This is a genomic window from Maribacter spongiicola (assembly GCF_052119685.1).
Taxonomy (GTDB): domain Bacteria; phylum Bacteroidota; class Bacteroidia; order Flavobacteriales; family Flavobacteriaceae; genus Maribacter; species Maribacter spongiicola_A.
In genome coordinates this window covers 205,115-224,704 of record NZ_JBGQOO010000005.1, presented here as the reverse complement: position 1 = coordinate 224,704, position 19,590 = coordinate 205,115, and the positions used below count along the sequence as shown (strand labels likewise).

The following is a 19,590-nucleotide window of genomic DNA, read 5'->3' as shown; positions in this document are numbered from 1 at the left end:
ATTACTCGAGACGTTCACGTTCTATTTTATCAATATCGCGTTGGTTATCTTCTAAGCGGAAATTACCGAAGTTGTACGTGAAGCCAAATTTTATATATTGAGTTTCGGGAGTCGTTATATAACCATTGTCTTGATTTAAATATTTAGAAGATACGTACCCATTATATTTACCCAATAGATCGTTTGCACTTACACTTAGTACGGCTCTATTATTCAAAAACGCTTTTCTTAGCCCTGCGGTTAAATTTGTAGTCTCTTCTTGTATATATGAACCTTGTAACCAGCCTGACATATACACTAACCCCAATTCACCTTTAAAACTACCATCTTTTGAGAGGGTGATATAATTTGTAAGGTCTACATACGCTCCATTAAAGTCATTGGTAAAAGAATACTCATCGCTTTGTAATGCAATAAAAGATTCCTCTTCATGAAAAAGTGAAATATAACTGTACAAATACCAATTGTTAGTTATGGACTTACCATATGAAAAATCAAACCCGTAGGAGGTACTTTCTAAAACATTTTGAGTAACATCTCTTAATACTAGATTATCGTTATCTTGAAAAGTAAGGGTAGAAATATACTTGCCATTGTCTCGGTAATAGAAGTCAAAGAAGTATTCTTGATTCAGGGTGTAGTTCAAATTAAAATTATTGCTAAAAGCTGGGGTTAAATTAGGATTGCCTTCTTCAAAGCTTCGCTCGTTAATATAGGTTCTAAACGGATTCAAATCTTCATACCTAGGGCGTTCTACCTTTCTAGAATAATCAAATGACAAACTATGGTGATCATTAATGTTATGCAGAATATAGAATGAAGGAAAAAGCTCGAAGTAACTAAGCTCGTTAATGTTTGATACATTTACAGAAACCCCAGAACTCTCTGTTTGTTCTGCACGTAATCCTGTTTTTATACTCCATTTATCCCAGTCTTTCGAAAGACTAAAATAACCGGCATATACGCTTTCGTCATACCTATAATCATCAGAAAGATTTGGTATAAACTCCGTACCGTTATTCTGTAAAAAATAATCTAATCTGCTTTCAGAATCAATAAATGAACTTTTTACCCCTGTTTCAAAAAATACAGTACCTAAATAATCAGTATAATCTACTTGAGCGGTCTTTATTTCTATCTGCTGATCGGCAATGGTAGAGAAATCAAAATCGCGCAGAAATGAGCCACTTGGCTGAAAATAATCTGAATTTACATCTTGATTTCGGTCTAGATTAAAATTCGTGTAATGTGCATTTACGGTCAAATTTCCTTGGTCTTTGAACTGATGTTTAAATGAAAGGTCTCCCGAAATATTATGTTTTTGTTCACTTAAAAAACTAGCTGTAGTAAAAATTGAATCTAAAACACCTGCGCTGTTTTTAATAGTAGTTTCCTGAGAAAAATCAGCATCCTTTTTTGGCTGAACCTGTGCGTTGCTAGTTAAACTTAGGGAGTTCTTGTCATTAAATGAATAATCTACCGAGACCCCTGCGCTATGAGTATTAGTTCGTATTACTTGATCAAAATCTGTATCCCAAATAGAAAAAATACCTATATCATTTATATAATTGGTATTGTTCAGCGTGTTTTTAAACTCCTTTTTGGGCGTGTAATTATAGCTTCCGTTTACATTTAATTTCTTGGTCTTGTAAAAATGCGATGTTCCAAAATTGTATTTAGGAAACACCCCTTGCGTATACCCAGCACTTGCATTGCCTTTATAACCAACAGATACATTTTTACTGGTGACAATATTTAAAATTGAACCACCTTCGGCATCATAACTCGCTGGCGGATTATGAATAACCTCAATAGATTTTATATTCTCGCCTTGATAATTTTCTAACAGACTTCTAACCTCTTCTGAAGACAATTGAACTTTACGGTTATTGATATATATGGTGGTTGCCCTATTACGTACTTTAAGGTCATCGCCCATGACAATAACACCGGGAGTCTGATTAAGAATATCCCACGAACTGCTCTGAGAAATAACCGTGTTTTCTACATTAAAAACTATACGGTCAACTTCTCTTTTAACTACAGGTTTATTACTTATAACCGTAACTTCATTAAGTTGTTCTGCCTGCTCCTCAATAATCAAAGCACCTATTTTAGTATCTTTAAGTATCTCGATCGGTAGGTTTTTGGAGGTTTGACCTACATAAGATGCTTTTAGAAAATAAAGTCCCTCGGTAATTCCAGAGAATAAAAAAGCACCATTTTCGTCTGCAGATGTACCTTTTACCAATACAGAATCTGACACGTTCAATATAAAAACAGAAGCAAACGCTACGGGTGATTGATATTGATTCTTGACTTCGCCTTTTAATTCAAAGGCTTGACTATACCCAACAAGGGTCATTGCTAAAAATAAGAATAGAATAGTAATTATTGGTTTCAAAGGAAATTCGGGGTTGGTCATCAAATCTAAATAAAAAAACGTTGTAATCCTTTACAATATATGTAATCCAAACTAATCTATACAATAATAAATACGTAACTGCACTCAAGCTTAGCGCTATAAATTAGATTATATTTGCAATTGCTCTTTACAGCCGGTCATTGATGCTGGTTTAAATTGGCTTTATTATTACTGTTACCGCTATGAAAAACATTAGAAATTTCTGCATTATTGCACATATTGACCATGGTAAAAGTACCCTGGCAGACAGACTGTTAGAGTTTACCGGTTCTGTTACCGATCGAGAGAAAAAAGAACAGTTGCTAGATAGTATGGATCTTGAAAGGGAGCGTGGTATTACTATTAAAAGTCATGCCATTCAAATGGAATATACCTATAAGGGTGAAGATTATATTTTAAACTTAATCGATACTCCTGGTCACGTAGATTTCTCTTATGAAGTTTCTCGGTCAATTGCTGCCTGTGAAGGTGCATTGCTAGTGGTAGATGCTGCACAAAGTATTCAAGCACAGACAATTTCTAACCTATATTTGGCACTAGAAAACGACCTCGAAATTATACCTGTTTTAAACAAAGTAGATTTACCAAGTGCCAACCCAGAAGAGGTAACCGATGATATTGTGGACCTTTTAGGTTGTAAAGCCGAAGATGTTATACCTGCATCTGCGAAAACTGGTATTGGTATTGAAGAAATATTAAGCGCTATTATTGAGCGTATTCCTGCGCCAAAAGGCAACCTAGACGAACCATTACAAGCACTTGTGTTCGATTCTGTTTATAATCCTTTTAGAGGTGTTGAAACCTATTTTAGGGTTATAAATGGCGAAATTAAAAAAGGTCAAAAAATAAAATTCGTTGCAACAGACAGAGATTACTACGCTGATGAAGTAGGTACTTTAAAGTTGACCCAAGAGATTAAAAAAAGTGTAAAAGCAGGTGATGTTGGTTATTTAATAACGGGGATAAAAGATGCTCGTGAGGTTAAAGTAGGTGATACGATTACTGATGCCGCAAACCCTACAAAAAACCCGATTGGCGGATTTGAAGATGTAAAGCCAATGGTTTTTGCAGGTATTTACCCTGTGGATACTGATGAGTTTGAAGAGTTACGTTCTTCTATGGAAAAATTACAATTGAACGATGCCTCTCTTGTTTTTGCGCCAGAAAGTAGTGCTGCACTTGGATTCGGATTTAGATGTGGTTTCTTAGGAATGTTACACATGGAAATTATTCAAGAGCGTTTAGAGCGTGAGTTCAATATGACGGTAATTACCACGGTACCCAATGTTAGTTACCATGCATTTACGCGTAAAAACCCTGATATTCCTATTGTTGTAAACAACCCGACAGATTTACCTGACCCGTCAAGTATTGATCATGTTGAAGAACCGTATATAAAAGCTACCATTATTACGAAAGCTGATTTCGTAGGTAACGTAATGTCTTTGTGTATTGAAAAGCGTGGTATAATTACCAATCAAACCTACTTGACTACCGAGCGTGTCGAACTTAATTTCGATATGCCTTTGGCAGAAATAGTTTTTGACTTTTATGACCGTTTAAAAACGGTATCTAAAGGGTATGCATCTTTCGATTACACACCTATAGGTATGAGACCTTCTAAATTAGTACGTGTAGATATTTTATTAAATGCACAACCTGTAGATGCTCTTTCTGCTTTATTACATGCTGATAATGCTGTACTTATTGGTAAGAAGATTTGTGCGAAACTAAAAGAACTAATACCAAGACAACAGTTTGATATTCCAATTCAAGCGGCTATTGGCGCAAAAATTATCTCTAGAGAGACCACTAAAGCCCTGCGTAAAGATGTAACCGCCAAATGTTATGGTGGTGATATTTCTCGTAAACGTAAACTTCTTGAAAAACAAAAGAAGGGTAAAAAACGTATGCGTCAAGTTGGTAATGTTGAGGTGCCACAAGAGGCATTTATGGCGGTATTAAAATTGAATGATTAAAAAGAAAGTTTTTTCGTCTAATTATTAATAAAGCATTTTAGAATTGTAACTAATAATAATGTTGGAAAATTAAACATTTAAACAAAAAATGCCCTACAAAATATATGTAGGGCATTTCTATTCTTATAGTATACTTGTATTAAAAATCGGCAAGTAAATTTAAAGCCTCACAAGTTGCATCTACTACTTGTTGCGGAGACATACCCTCTAAATCAGATTCATCTAACGTTCCAGCACTTTCACCGCCAACGGTTAAATCATAAGTTCCGTCGCCATTATCGCAAATCTCCACTTTTTGAGCAGCAGCGGTACATGATTTACATCCATTATCATCGTCATCTTTTGAACAACTAGTAAAAGCTAGGGTAGCAAATAATGCTAAAAATAAAATTGATTTTTTCATAAAAAATTTGGTTTTGGTTGATTGTTACACCATTGTTAACGAAATGATATTACGGTTTATTGCCAAAACCTTTTTTAATAGCTCATAATCAATGCCGTTGGGGTTTTTCAATACCATAGATTTCGCTATGATTGAATAGCGAAATTACAGGATTGGCTCGTTTTTCAATTAACACTGTCAAAGGTAAATTGCCAAAACTCAGCTGTACTATTTAGCCTCTTGAGCCTCTTCTTTTTTTGGGTCTTCTAAAGGAAACATTTTACCCAAGTATGCCAACTTATACCCTTTTTGAATATCGGTAAAGTCTTTGCTGAAAGCGGTAATGATTTGTATATCGCCCTCTGGATTTACCAAGAACAAGGGTACAATATCTGCATCTGCCTTTGTAATCTCGATTAAACCTTCATAATGCTCTGTATCATGAAGTTCTATCTCGTGTATTGAAGGGTACTTTCTTGCCGCTTCCGTCAATTTAATAAAGTCATCGGTATGCGAAAACAACCCTTCTTTTGGGTTATTCTCTGGATCAGCCATTTCATCGACATCTACCAACCTAAAAGATCCATTTTCACCAAATACATCTTGAAACTTATCGATCGCATATCTGTTAATATCTGAATTTGCGGTCAATGCCATTAAATAACCTATGTCATTAAGTTCAATATTATCGGTCAGGTTGTCTGAATAAATATTTGCCGAAATAGCTTCTAAGCCTAATTTGTTTGCCTTATCAATATTTGCCTGGTTGTTATCTATTAAAACCACATGCCTGTCGTTCTTATGTAAGTACGCTCCAATTAAGCGCGACACTTTAGAAGCTCCTAAAATTAATATTCCTTCAGACTTATTTAAAAACACCCCTATAAGCTTCGCAAATATTCTTGCCGTAGTAGCATTTAGCAGTACTGTACCAAGAACAATCATAAATACCAAAGGTGTAATATATTCTGCACCGGCTTCGCCCCTTGCCAATAATTTAGACCCAAATAACGATGCTATACCAGCCGCAACAATACCTCTAGGGCCTACCCAACTAATAAATAATTTTTCATTGAATTTTAAATTAGACCCTATAGAACTTAGAAAAACGCCTAATGGTCTAATTATAAGCACTATAGAAAGAAACAACGCGACTGTTTTCCAGGTATATATTAATTCTAGATCTGCAATGTTGATGTTTGCCGCCAACAATATGAATAATATCGAGATCAAAAGAATACTTAATGACTCTTTAAAATAAAGCAATTCTTTAATATTTGGTAAATCGGTATTTCCCATTACCATACCCATAACTACAACCGCTAACAAGCCAGATTCATGAGCAAAAACATCTGACATAACGAAAACCCCCAACACGACAGATAATGAGACTACGTTTAATAAGTAATGCGGAATAAAGCTTTTCTTAATTAAAAATGTAAGCGCATGGGCAAAAGTGAAACCGAAAGTAAACCCGAACAATAAAATTTTACCGAACTCGATCAATGCGGTCATAGTATATGCTTGGCCTTCGCCTACACTTATAAATTCATAGACCAAAACCGCGGCTAATGCACCAATGGGGTCAATTAATATTCCTTCCCACTTTAATATGGCCGAAACATCTTTTTTAAGTGGAATATTTCTTAAAATAGGAGTAATTACAGTAGGTCCTGTTACAATAATTAAAGCCGAAAACAAGAAACAAAGCTGCCAAGAAAGTCCGAATAAAAAATAAGCCGCCAAAGAAGCGCCGAAAAATGTCGTTAAGCTACCAAGGGTAATTAACTTGGTTATTACCGGACCAATATTTTTAATTTCAGAACGCTTTAGTGTTAGCCCACCTTCAAATAAAATAATACTAATTGCCAGTGACACAAAATAATATAGACTTTCGCCAGGAAAAAGACCTTTGGTTCCGTTCCAAATTGGCTCAATAATTTTAGAACCATCTTCGGTGTACAATGTAGATAACGGCCCAACGATTAACCCAATAAGAATTAAAGGTAAAATTGCAGGTAATTTTAGGCGCCATGCCACCCATTGAGCAAGTATTCCTAAAATGATAATTCCGGCAAGCTCTAGCATTTAATTTATTTTTGATAAAAATAAGAATTCTAGGTCATTTTATATCATAATAACCGAACCATAGCAAGCATTTTTAAACCATCGAATTAAAGGGTTGACATATCTTCTTATTAATTAGCCCTATATTCGAGCGCATAACCTTACAACACACTGCTTATCAAGTTATATAATACTATTTTATTCGGCTTCGCATTTTCCCCTTCACTCAAGGTAAACATCCTAGAATCTACACGTATTGCATACTACTTAAATTGCAAGCTTATTCTTATTCATGTTGGTGAAAAGACCAAAGAAAAATCTACCGAAATCGATACCATTATTTCTCAAACAGAACATTCAGATTCTTATGTTGAGGTAATTTGGAAAGAAGGCAACCCTGAAACTGTAATTACAAAAGCTTGTTTAGAACTCAATATTGACTTATTGATTTTAGGCGCTTTGCAGCATGAAAATAAGTTTCAATTTTATGTCGGTTCAATTGCCAGAAAACTTACCCGTAAAGTAAACTGTTCTGTACTACTATTAATTAAGCCTACAGAAAAAAGAGTGCCTTGCAAACACATTGTTGTAAATGGACTGGATGCCCCCGAAACTCCTATTGCCATTAAACACGCGTTTTATATTTCTAACCTATTAGGAGCTCAACAAATTACTATAGTAGAAGAGGTTTTACCAAAAGAAATTCATGTGCACGTTGAAGATGACCGTTCACTAAAAAAAGCCAATATTATTAAACAACGAATTAGACATAGAGAAGACTCTAGGGTCAAGACTATTGTTTGTGCATTACCTGAAAATATTACTAAAGGTATTACCGTAAAAACACAGAGCATTTTTGGTAAAAGAGGCTATTCGATAGGTCATTATGCAGAGATTGTACGAGCAGATTTACTAGTAATGAACGCACCAGTAAAAACCAGTGTTTGGAATCGAATATTTCCACATGATATTGAATATATTTTATCTGATTTACCCACCGATTTATTAATTGTTAGAACTTAGATTTGACAGCTAAAAAGAAAAAATCCTCCAATTTTATAGCTACGCTGCCAAAAAATTTATTTTCTGGTTTTGTGGTATCATTAATAGCGCTTCCGCTAGGTTTAGGATTGGCACTTGCAAGCGAAGCCCCACCTATATCAGGTATTATTGCCGCAGTTGTAGGTGGTATTGTTGTATCAATTCTAGGGGGCTCCAATGTTACTATTACCGGACCAGGGAACGGTTTGGTGATTGTGCTTTTAGGGGCAATTACAAGTCTTGGTGGTGGTGATCTGTATGCTGGGTATCTATTTACACTTGCAGCCATTGTATTCTCGGGTATACTAATGCTACTACTTGGGTTTCTTAAAATGGGTAGACTGGCAGACTTTTTTCCGGCATCTGCGATTGAAGGTATGTTGGCCGCCATAGGTTTAGGAATTTTAGCCAAACAGTTTCATATTATGATCGGGCATAATAATGAACATGGTAGCATTGTTCATCTATTATTGCAGATACCAGAGGGAATAATGGGTCTTTATCAAAACTATCATATAGAGGAACTTATCGCTGCTGGCATAGGTGTAATTGCACTATTTATCATGGCATATTACTCTAAAATAAGAAACAAGTATTTACACCTAATACCCGCACCCATGTGGATTCTAATATTGTCTGTTGGGTTTAGTTATGTGTTTGCTTCATTAGGACTACCTTATCCATTACAAAAAGAATTTTTGGTTAATATACCAGACAATGTATTGTCGAACTTAGCTTTTCCTGATTTTTCAAAGGCATTAGAAATTGATTTCATCACCACGGTTTTTGCCATAACCCTTATAGCAAGTATTGAATCTCTTTTAAGTATTAAGGCGGTAGATAAGCTTGATCCTGAACGAAGAAGGTCGAATGTGAACAAAGACTTAAAGGCTCTTGGGCTTGCCACCTCCCTTAGTGGTATGGTTGGTGGGTTAAATGTGGTTACCGTCATCGCAAGAAGCTCGGTAAATGTGAATAACGGCGCCACCAACAGATCTGCCAATATTTTTCATGCCCTGTTTCTATTCATATTTGTTTTGCTTTTTCAAGACCAATTAAGGCGAATTCCTTTAGCGGCTTTAGCGGCTATATTGGTATTTACGGGCTATAAACTTGCAACACCAAAAAACCTGCCAAAAATTGCAAGTATTGGTAAAGAACAAATTGTCATCTTTCTAGCAACTTTATTGACCACATTATTTACCAACCTCATCACCGGTATTGCAATGGGTATATTTATCACTTTTGTAATTCATGTGGTACTCAATAGAAGTTTGTCTCTTTTTGTAAATCACCTTACCAAGCCCAACATACTTATGTTTAAAGAAAATGATGCGGGCACTTACTATATAAGTGTCAAATATTTTGCCTCTTTTCTTAATTTTTATAAGCTAAAGAATAAGCTAGATATTATACCTGAGAATGAAAATGTAATCTTAGACTTTTCACTTTGTAGTTTTGTGGACCACACGGTAATGGAAGGCTTAGAAAATTATGTGGATACCTTTAACAAAAAAGAGGGTAGTATAGAAATTATTGGGCTAGACAGACACGGTGCCGATTCTAAGCATCCGTTTGCGATTCGTAAAGTATTGCCTTTTAGTAAAATTGGCTCTATAGAGAAATATTTTACCAAAAGACAGCGATTGTTAAAAACTATGGCAAAAGAATACAATTGGTCTTATGAGCCTAAAAGATCAAATGAAACAGCGTTTTTAAATAAATTCATTTTTTTTAAAAACAGAAAAGTTCCATACTATTATAATCGATTTTATGACGAAACCCAAACGTTCAACTTATTCGATGTTGAATTTAATGAAGGGGAGTTTATTGCAAAAGAGGTTGTAAAAACAACCATCTTACATATTAAATTAGACCATACCATACCCGTGTTTTCTCTAGACCGAGAAGGACTATTAGATTTTGTTTATGGCAAGGCTGGTTTTGAAGACATTGTATTAGAAAATCATCAAGATTTTAATAAGCGTTTTTTCTTGAGTGGTGAACAAAAAAAGGAAATTCAAGAACTATTTACGAATGAGCTCATAATCTTTTTAGAGAGTAACCCCTATTATCATATTGAGGCTAATGGCACATCTATCCTTATTCTGAAAAAGGAACGCTTATTAAGTGTTAAAGAGATTAAGGCAATGCTGTATTTTGGCAAACAACTTAATCAACTTCTTTGCTTAAGTGTTTCTTCATAGTGCTGTTTTGTTTTACTAATACTGCCTAAACGTATTGCTAAACCTACTATTACCAGTATTTAGTTAAACATTTTTATCCATTGCAAATAAAAATACTACTTTATAAATTACTTAACACTTAAAAATTCTTAAATTTAGCGTCATATTTATAATGGTTTAATCTTACAAAAGGTGAAGAAAAAACGCGGTAATACGCGCGACTTTTTTAACTTCGTAAATACCTTAATAGTTTAAGTTAAAGAGAAATTACATCAAAAAAAATGTCTGAAGCCTATAAGCGGTCTCTTTTTAAAAACCCTTTATTATATGGTCTTGTCGCGTTTTTTTTTGTTTTTATAATCACCCAATTCATTGCCCTTCAAAAATATGAACTTTATCAAAAAACAGAACTCCAGATAGTAAATGAAAGAGTATCTAAACTTAAAATAGACCTACAGAATGTATTAGGCCAAAGTTATAATGTCACCCAAACTTTAGCATTTATTGTTGACCAATATGGTATTCCTGAAAATTTTGACAGCGTAGCCCAAATACTTTTAAATAGTAATAAAAGTGTTGATGCTCTTGAATTGGTCAGTAAAGAAGGCGTTATTACCCATGTATACCCCATAAAAGGTAACGAGGTAATCGGTATGAACATACTAAACGACCCTGACAATAAATTTGGAGCTAAGATAACTCTTGAAAAAGGAGATTACTATACAGCAGGCCCCATTTACTTAAAACAGGGTGGTTCAGGTGTTATTGGTCGCAGACCTATGTATAAGAATGGAAAATTCAATGGCTTTGTTGCAGCGGTGGTACGCCTATCTACCATTGTAAATGCTGTTCAGCTAGATTCTCTTGAGCAGACAAAATTCTCTTATAAACTGGTTAAAATAAACACAGATAATTCTGAGGAAACTTTTTATACATCAAAAAATGGTTCTCAAGAAGGTGCAATTGGCGTTCCACTTACAACCAGCCAAGGCGAGTGGAAACTTTATGTGTATTCCAACAAAACAAATTCAAATTCTGGCGCAATACTGTTCGCTATTCTAGGCCTATTATTATCGATAGTATGTGGAATTCTATCATGGTTTCTAATGCGTCAACCTATTAAATTGAACAAGCTTGTTGATGAAAAAACAGCACTTTTAAAAGATAGTAAAGAACGATATAGACTATTAATTGAAGAAGCTTCTGACGGTATATTCCTTATTGATTTTCAGGGTAATATTGTAGATGCAAACCCTTATGGACTAGCAATGTTAGGCTATGATAAAGAACAGCTACTAACGAAGAATTTAATAGATATTACTATTCCAGAAGACACTAAAAAAAACCCGCCACGCTATAAAGAAATTCGTGATGGCAAAACTGTACGATCAGAACGAAAATTGATTAAAAAAGACGGCACCCTATTTTACGGAGAAGTAAGTGCCAAAAAAATAAATGAGACAACAGTTTTAGGTATTGTAAGAGATATAAGCGAACGAAAAGAATTAGAGCTAGCCGCACAAGAAAATTTAGCAAGATTCGGCAAGGCCTATAATAACCGGTTTGTAGGTATGGTCATTAAAGATCATAACAGTTGTGTGGTAGACGCTAACTTTTACTTTTTAAAACTTATTGGTTATTCGCTAGAGGAAATTAAAGGAAAAACGCTTAGTGAAATCGGGCTGATTGATTTTTCGACTGCTTTAGATACCAAACCTGGTCAAAAATCTGTAATTGAATCAGAAGGTGTCGATAAAGCTGAGTTAGATTTTACAAATAAAAAAGGAGAGACATTACATTTAATAACTTCTGCCGAACCTTATGACTATTTAGGTGAAAAATATAGTCTAAGCACCTTCATTGACCAAACAGAGGCGAAAAGCGCCAACTTGGCGATACTTGAAAGTGAAAGAAAATATAAACAGTTTACCGAACGAATTTCAGATGCCTTTGTTGCATTTGATCAAAACTGGTGTTTTACCGATATTAATATTAAGGCAGCCAAGTTGGTTGGCATGAACCCCACAGAAATGTTGGGTAAAAATGTATGGGACGAATACCCAGAATTTAAGAATTCAGATGCGTATAGCGCATTTAAAAAGGCTATGGTTGATCAGGTTTATACTCATTTTGAACAATACCACCCAAAAGCTGACCTTTGGGTCGAAAACCACCTCTACCCTTCGCCTAACGGACTTTCGGTATATTTTAAAGACATCACTTACAGAAAAAAGGCTGAACAAGAAAAACAGCAATTAATCTCTATTATTGAGAATAGCCCAGGGTTTATTGGTCTCGCAACTTTAAAAGGTGAATCCGTTTTTATGAACGATGCCGGTAAAAGGATGATTGACCTCCCTGTTGATTTTGACATTAAAAACAGTACCATCTTTGATTTTTTTGAGGATGAATATAGAGATGTTATAACTAATGAACATATGCCCACCATTATGGAAAAAGGCTTATGGTCGGGCGAAGTTCCTCTTAAAAATTTTAAAACTAAAAAAACTACCCCTGTTGAATTTTCTGGTTTCTTAATTAGAGATAAAAAAACTGACCAACCTATTGCCATAGGAGCTATTGGTTTTGATTTAACAGAGCGTAAAAAAAATCAAAAAGAAATACTTGTATTACAGGGCAAAATGGATGCGGCCATTCGTATTGGTAAAATTGGGTACTGGGATTTTGATTTAGAAACAAAGTCATTCATTTGTTCGCCTTTAATGTACACGATTTATGATATAGATCAAGACACGGTTTTGACCATACCTTATTTAGAAAGTATTATTCATCCAGAAGATTTAGAAAAACATCGCCAAAATCTAGCCGATATTATAAAAGAGAAGTGCAACCATAATTTCACCTATAGAATTATCGTTAGAGACGGCTCAATTAAATATGTGATGGTTGAGGTTGAAGTTTTAAGAGACTCCAATAACAAGCCACTTATATTTAGGGGTACTGTAATAGATATTTCAAAACAAAAGGAAGCCGAAGTTGAAATTCTAGATTTGCAGTCAAAAATGAATGCGGCTATCAGAATTGGAAATATAGGCTATTGGCATTGGGACATGAACAGCGCTAGAGTAGAATGGTCTAAAGAGATGTATGCTATACATGAAATAACTCCAAATACTCCAATGACACCAGAATTGGTAAGAAAAATTATATATCATGAAGATGTACTTGTTTTAGATACTAAACTTGCTGAAAAAAAAGGTGAAGGTATGGCTACACCTAGTAATTATAGAATTCAACTTAAAGACAATTCTTTTAAATACTTTTTAGCTTTTTCTGAAATAATTTATGATGAAAATGGTGAGCCTACAGTTTATCACGGTACAGCAATGGATATTACCAAAAGTGTTATTTCAGAATTAGCACTTAAAGAAAGTCAAGAAAAATTCTCTAAGGCCTTCCATACTAACCTAATGGGCATGCTTATTTTAGATAAGCAAAGACGAGTAATTGACGCCAATGAAATGGTATACTCTATACTAGAGACCTCAAAGAAAAAATTACTTGGTAAGACAGTTTTAGAATCTCAAGAAATTTTTATAAATGAAAACGAGAGGAGAAGACTTTGGGAAAAACTTATAGAAGAAGGCGAGATATTGAACGAAGAGTATAAGATTCAACTCAAAAGCGGACTAAAAAAGACCCTTCTACTGTCTATTACTCCATTTCAATTAAAAGGCGAAGTCAGTTACTTGGTTAATATTTTTGACGACTCAAAAAGAAAAGAGGCTGAAAGTAATCTCGAAACTCAATTTCATGAACTACAAAAGACAAATTCAGAATTAGACAGTTTTGTTTATAGCGCTTCTCACGAATTAAGAGCCCCTTTATCATCTGTATTAGGGCTAATAAATCTCATTCAACTTGAAGATATTGACCCAAAGTTGTTTCAGCATTTAAACATGATGGAAAGGTCTATCGAAAGATTAGATGATTTCATTAAAGATATTATTGAATATTCTAGAAATAAACACCTAAAGGTAGAGTTAGAAACCATAAATTTTACTACTTTAATAGAGCACTGTCTAGAGAGCTTTTGGTACTTAGAGAATACCGATAAAATAAATATAGAAGTTCATATATCTGACAGTAAAAGTTTTGTGTCTGACAGTAAGAGAATTTCGGTTTTATTAAATAATTTTATTTCAAATGCAATCAAGTATCATGATTTAGATAAAGAATCACCCTCTATTTGGATCAATATTAAAACAAACAATAAAGAGGCTACTATAGTAATTAAGGATAATGGTGTTGGTATGGCAGAAGATCAACTTGAAAGAATATTTGAAATGTTTTACAGAGTATCTTCTAAGGTAATGGGATCTGGTATAGGTTTGTTCATCGTTAAAGAAGTTATAACAAAATTAAAAGGTACTATTGAAGCTACATCAAATATTGGAGAAGGATCAACGTTTACTATAAGAATACTAAATGAATCAGGCAGATTATAATATGGCAAAGGATATAAATATTTTATTAATAGACGATTCGGATGTGGACAATTTCATCAACAAGGCCATTATTTCGAAAGAAGATAATATTTCTCAAATTACAACTATGACGTCTGGTCATGATGCTCTGGCACATTTAACAAGTATTTGCGATAAGACCGAAGCCTACCCAGATGTAATTTTTCTAGACATTAAGATGCCAAGAATGAATGGTTTCGAGTTTCTAGATGAATACATTAACCTGCCAAAAGCATTGACAGAGCATTGTAAAATTTATATCTTAAGTTCGTCTATGGACTCTTTAGATTCAGAAAAAGGCAAAGAGTACTCGGTAGTTACAAAACATTTAATAAAACCATTAGCACATCACCAAATTGGAAATTTACTTGCTGAAGACTAAACAACCACTTACCAAATAATTGAAATACTGCCTAACCTTTACTATGCTCCAAAACTTGGCGCAGTTTATTATAAATAGTAAAATCTTCACTTTTCCATGGGTTAAATGATAATATATTCTTAATAATCTTAAGATATCATTCGCTTTTATTATTTTGCCCCTTATGAAAATTTATCCCATTGAAACCGGTAATTTTAAATTGGACGGTGGCGCTATGTTCGGTGTTGTGCCTAAGACAATTTGGCAAAGAACAAACCCAGCAGACCAAAACAATTTAATTGATATCGCTGCAAGAAGCCTCTTAATTGAAGATGGAGACCGATTGATATTAATTGATACGGGCATGGGTGATAAGCAATCTGATCAATTTTTTGGCTATTACTATCGCTGGGGCGATTTTACAATTGATAAATCTTTAAAACAACACGGATTTCATAGAGACGACATTACCGATGTGTTTTTAACCCACCTTCATTTTGATCACGTTGGTGGTGCCATTCAATGGAACAAAGATAAAACTGGATATGAACCTGCTTTCAAAAATGCAAAGTTTTGGACCAATGAAAAACATTGGAAATGGGCCACTGAACCCAACCCAAGAGAAAAAGCTTCTTTCTTAACAGAGAATTTAATACCGATGCAAGAGAGTGGTCACTTGACCTTTGTTAATAAAGTAGATGCTTCATTTTTAAAAAACAGCCCGCTTGGTTTTGATATTCGATTTGTAGACGGGCATACCGAAAAGCAAATGTTACCACAATTTTCATATCAAGGTAAGACAATTGCCTACATGGCAGATCTTATACCCACAGTAGGTCATATTTCATTACCCTATGTAATGGGGTATGATACTAGACCACTTATGACCATGTCAGAAAAAAATATATTCTTGAACGACGCCGCAGATAATAACTACTATCTGTTTTTTGAACATGATGCTCATAATCAATTATGTACTTTAAAACATACCGATCGTGGTGTTCGGCTAGATCAAATTTATACTTTCAACGAACTTTTCAATTAACAACATACAATCATAATTAACTATAAATTACTAAAAGTTACCCTAGTATGACAAATACATATTTTAAATCAATCTTCGCCCTTACAATAGCTGCGATATTAACTAGTTGCGGTAGTGCAGGTACAGCAGGCGGAAGCGGATTAATTCTTACTCCTGTAGAAAACATAGATTCTACTCCTTTAAAAATATCAGATCTTACTACAAGCGAGAAAAATAATTGGGGTCACTTAGACCTTGTAGCAGACACTATCCCTGGGATGAGTGTTGATAAAGCTTACAGCGAAATCATAAAAAATAGAAAAGGAACTAAAACCATTGTTGCTGTTCTTGATTCTGGTATCGATTTAAAACATGAAGACCTTGTTAATGTTTTATGGACAAATACCAAAGAAAAAGCTGGTAATGGTATTGATGATGATGGTAACGGTTATATAGATGATATTCACGGGTATAACTTCTTAGGTGAATCCTATAATGAGCAATTAGAATATGTACGTATGCTTCGCTTAAATATTGGAGATGCTGCAACTTTATCAAAAGCTAAAACAGAACTAGATGCTAAATACAACGAGGCTTTACAAGGCAAAGAGCAATACGAGTCTATTTACCAAGCTGTAAAAAATGCAGATAACGATGTTAAAAAGTACTTGAAAAAAGATACTTACAACAAACAAGATCTTGCTGGTATAAAAGCAACAGATGAAGCTATGCAGCGAAATGTTGCCATACTAAACCAAATGTTAAGTATTAATGAAACAATACCAGGTGTACTTGACGATTTAAATAAGGGACTTAAATATTATACAGAACAGCTTAACTATAATCTAAATAAGGATTTCAACGGCAGATCAACTGTTGGTGATGACCCTTATAATTTAGCAGATGTAAATTACGGTAACGGTAACCCAATGAATAGGGTTGATGATGAAAGTCATGGTACGCACGTTGCAGGTATTATTGCTGCTGAGCGTAATAATGGTAAAGGTGTAAACGGCGTTGCCAATAACGTAGCCATTATGAGTATTAGAGCAGTGCCTAACGGAGATGAGTATGATAAAGATATTGCAAGAGGTATTCGTTATGCTGTTGATAATGGTGCCCGTGTAATAAACGGTAGTTTCGGTAAGTCATTTTCACCAAATGCCGAATGGGTAAACGATGCTTTAAAATATGCCGCGAAGAAAAATGTTCTTTTCGTACATGCTGCCGGTAATGATGGTGCCGACTTAGATAATCCTACAAATCCAAACTTTCCTAACGATCAAATTAAAAACGGACCAGAATTTGCCGATAACGTAATTACGGTTGGTGCGTTGAATCCTAAATATGGTTCTGAAATGGTCGCTAGCTATTCTAATTATGGTAAAATAAATGTTGATGTTTTTGCGCCAGGTACAGATATCTATTCTACCTACCCAAACAACGAGTACGAATATTCACCTGGTACCTCAATGGCTTCTCCTGGTGTTGCCGGTATCGCTGCTTTGGTGATGTCTCAATATCCAACCTTAACAGCTGCACAGGTCAAAAAAATCATATTACAGTCTGGGTTGCCTATTAAAACTAAAGTGGTATTAGGTAGCAATGGCGGTAAAAACGGATCTTTAGACGAAGTCTCTACTTCTGGTAAAATCGCAAATGCATATAATGCTTTGGTATTGGCAAGTAAAGTAACTGCCGGACAGGTTAAATTATAATTTTATACAACTCTCATGATTAAATCATTTCTTACATTTTTTACGGTAGTATTCACTGTTGCATTATTTGCCCAAAATAAAACCGATTATTGGCAACAACATGTTGATTATACCATGGCGGTAGATATGAATGTTAATAATTTTCAATATACCGGTACACAAACTCTGGTTTACACGAACAACTCACCCGATGAGTTAAAACGTGTTTACTTCCATATGTATTTTAACGCTTTTCAACCAGGTAGTGAAATGGATATTCGTCTGCAGAGCATCGCAGATCCAGATGATAGAATGACAGCACCCGATAAAAAAAGTAGAATTGCATCGCTTACCGATACCGAAATAGGATACCTACACGCCACCTCATTAATGCAAGATGGAAACAAGGTTTCTTTTTCAGAAGAAGGTACCGTATTGGTTGTTGATTTGGCTAAGCCGATAGCAGCTGGTGCGAAGTCTACTTTTAATATGGAATTCAAGGGTCAAGTGCCTTTACAAATTAGACGTTCGGGTAGAAATAGTGAAGAAGGTGTTGCCTTATCTATGAGCCAGTGGTACCCAAAATTGGCCGAATATGATTTTGAAGGCTGGCATGCAGATCCATATATCGCTCGTGAATTTCAGGGAGTTTGGGGCGATTTTGATGTAAAATTGACCATTGACAAAGATTATACCGTTGGTGGAACTGGTTATTTACAAAATCCTAACGAAATAGGTCATGGCTATGAAACACCTGGCACTAAAATTAAAAAACAAAAAGGCAAGACATTAACCTGGCATTTTAAAGCGCCCATGGTTCATGATTTTATGTGGGCAGCAGATCCAGAATATATTCATGATATTCAACAAGTGCCAGACGGACCTGTACTTCATTTCTTATATAAAAACGATCCTGAAATTTTAGAGAACTGGAAAAACCTTCAGCCTAAAACTATTGAAGCTATGCAGTTTTTTAGCAAGAACATAGGTAAATACCCATATGACCAATACTCGGTTATTCAAGGTGGTGATGGTGGTATGGAATATGCGATGTCCACTTTAATAACAGGTAAGCGTAAATTTGGTAGCCTTGTTGGTGTTATGGCGCATGAAATGGCTCACTCTTGGTTTCAACATATATTAGCAACAAATGAAGCTAAACATGAGTGGATGGATGAAGGGTTTACTTCTTTTATCTCTAAGCTTTGCATGAGCGAAATAATGGATTACGAAAAAGAGAATCCTTTTGAGGGAACTTATAAAGGCTATAGAAATTTAGCGCTTTCAGGTAAAGAACAGCCACAAGGTACATATGCAGATCGTTACGCTCTTAATTTTGCCTACGGTATATCTGCTTACAGTAAAGGTTCTATATTTTTATCTCAATTGGGCTATGTTATCGGTCAAGATAAATTGATGGAAACTATTCGTCAATATTACGATGAGTTCAAGTTTAAACACCCGGTGCCTAACGATATTAAACGTGTTGCAGAGAAAGTATCTGGTTTTGAACTAGATTGGTACTTAACAGATTGGACGCAGACAACTAATACTATTGACTACGGTGTTAAAGAGGTGTCGGTATCAGAAGACAACACTAAAGTTACCTTAGAACGTATTGGTTTAATGCCAATGCCTTTAGATATTTTGGTGGTATATAATGATGATTCTAGAGAAACCTTTTATGCACCGTTACGGATGATGCGTGGTGAAAAAGCAAACCCATACGAAGGTATAGAAAGAACTGTTATTGCAGACTGGGCCTGGGCTTACCCTACATACAATTTTACTATTAACAAGCCGATGTCTTCAATAAAAGCAATTGTTATAGATCCTTCTCAGCTAATGGCAGATGTCAATTTAGAGAATAATGTTTGGCAAGCAGAGTAGTTTCTTCTTCTAAACTTTAAGATATTTACGCCCCCTCATTGGGGGCTAATT

11 protein-coding genes are annotated in these 19,590 nt (G+C 34.9%); 8 read left to right on the top strand and 3 right to left on the bottom strand.

Annotated elements, in window-relative coordinates:
- Position 1 precedes the first annotated feature (1 nt).
- The gene (locus tag ACEN2N_RS10630) at positions 2-2,425 is read right to left on the bottom strand and encodes an outer membrane beta-barrel protein (protein ID WP_441824303.1); all 2,424 of its coding nucleotides are present in this window, start codon (positions 2,423-2,425) and stop codon (positions 2-4) included.
- 182 nt (positions 2,426-2,607) lie between these two features.
- Here ACEN2N_RS10630 and lepA point away from each other — a divergent pair, with 182 nt between their 5' ends.
- Positions 2,608-4,404, top strand: coding sequence for a translation elongation factor 4 (gene lepA, locus ACEN2N_RS10625; RefSeq protein ID WP_441824302.1), 1,797 nt, complete (start codon positions 2,608-2,610; stop codon positions 4,402-4,404).
- A 139-nt stretch (positions 4,405-4,543) separates the two neighbouring features.
- Here lepA and ACEN2N_RS10620 read toward each other — a convergent pair whose 3' ends face one another.
- Both ACEN2N_RS10620 and ACEN2N_RS10615 read right to left on the bottom strand, forming a co-directional pair.
- Entirely contained in the window at positions 4,544-4,807 is a 264-nt protein-coding gene (locus ACEN2N_RS10620; protein ID WP_441824301.1) for a hypothetical protein, read from the bottom strand.
- 207 nt (positions 4,808-5,014) lie between these two features.
- On the bottom strand, positions 5,015-6,874 hold the full coding sequence (locus ACEN2N_RS10615) for a cation:proton antiporter (protein WP_441824300.1): 1,860 nt from the start codon (positions 6,872-6,874) through the stop codon (positions 5,015-5,017).
- A gap of 150 nt (positions 6,875-7,024) precedes the next feature.
- Between ACEN2N_RS10615 and ACEN2N_RS10610 the strand changes: the two genes are divergently transcribed.
- The 7 genes from ACEN2N_RS10610 to ACEN2N_RS10580 all read left to right on the top strand — a co-directional run bounded on the left by ACEN2N_RS10610 (position 7,025) and on the right by ACEN2N_RS10580 (position 19,539).
- Complete coding sequence (locus ACEN2N_RS10610; RefSeq protein WP_441824379.1) at positions 7,025-7,876, top strand: universal stress protein; 852 nt, start codon at positions 7,025-7,027, stop codon at positions 7,874-7,876.
- 2 nt (positions 7,877-7,878) lie between these two features.
- On the top strand, positions 7,879-10,101 hold the full coding sequence (locus tag ACEN2N_RS10605) for a SulP family inorganic anion transporter (protein WP_441824299.1): 2,223 nt from the start codon (positions 7,879-7,881) through the stop codon (positions 10,099-10,101).
- Positions 10,102-10,361: 260 nt separating this feature from the next.
- Positions 10,362-14,549 carry a PAS domain S-box protein gene (locus ACEN2N_RS10600; protein WP_441824298.1) on the top strand — a complete coding sequence of 1,396 codons (4,188 nt, stop codon included), beginning with the start codon at positions 10,362-10,364 and terminating at the stop codon, positions 14,547-14,549.
- Positions 14,530-14,949 carry a response regulator gene (locus ACEN2N_RS10595; RefSeq protein ID WP_424003926.1) on the top strand — a complete coding sequence of 140 codons (420 nt, stop codon included), beginning with the start codon at positions 14,530-14,532 and terminating at the stop codon, positions 14,947-14,949. The genes ACEN2N_RS10600 and ACEN2N_RS10595 overlap by 20 nt, the downstream gene beginning before the upstream one ends.
- A 163-nt stretch (positions 14,950-15,112) precedes the next feature.
- Positions 15,113-15,973, top strand: a complete 861-nt coding sequence (locus ACEN2N_RS10590) for an MBL fold metallo-hydrolase (protein ID WP_441824297.1) — start codon at positions 15,113-15,115, stop codon at positions 15,971-15,973.
- Positions 15,974-16,020: 47 nt separating this feature from the next.
- The gene (locus ACEN2N_RS10585; protein WP_441824296.1) at positions 16,021-17,670 is read left to right on the top strand and encodes a S8 family peptidase; all 1,650 of its coding nucleotides are present in this window, start codon (positions 16,021-16,023) and stop codon (positions 17,668-17,670) included.
- Between the two features lie 15 nt (positions 17,671-17,685).
- Positions 17,686-19,539 carry a M1 family metallopeptidase gene (locus ACEN2N_RS10580; RefSeq protein WP_441824295.1) on the top strand — a complete coding sequence of 618 codons (1,854 nt, stop codon included), beginning with the start codon at positions 17,686-17,688 and terminating at the stop codon, positions 19,537-19,539.
- Positions 19,540-19,590 lie beyond the last annotated feature (51 nt).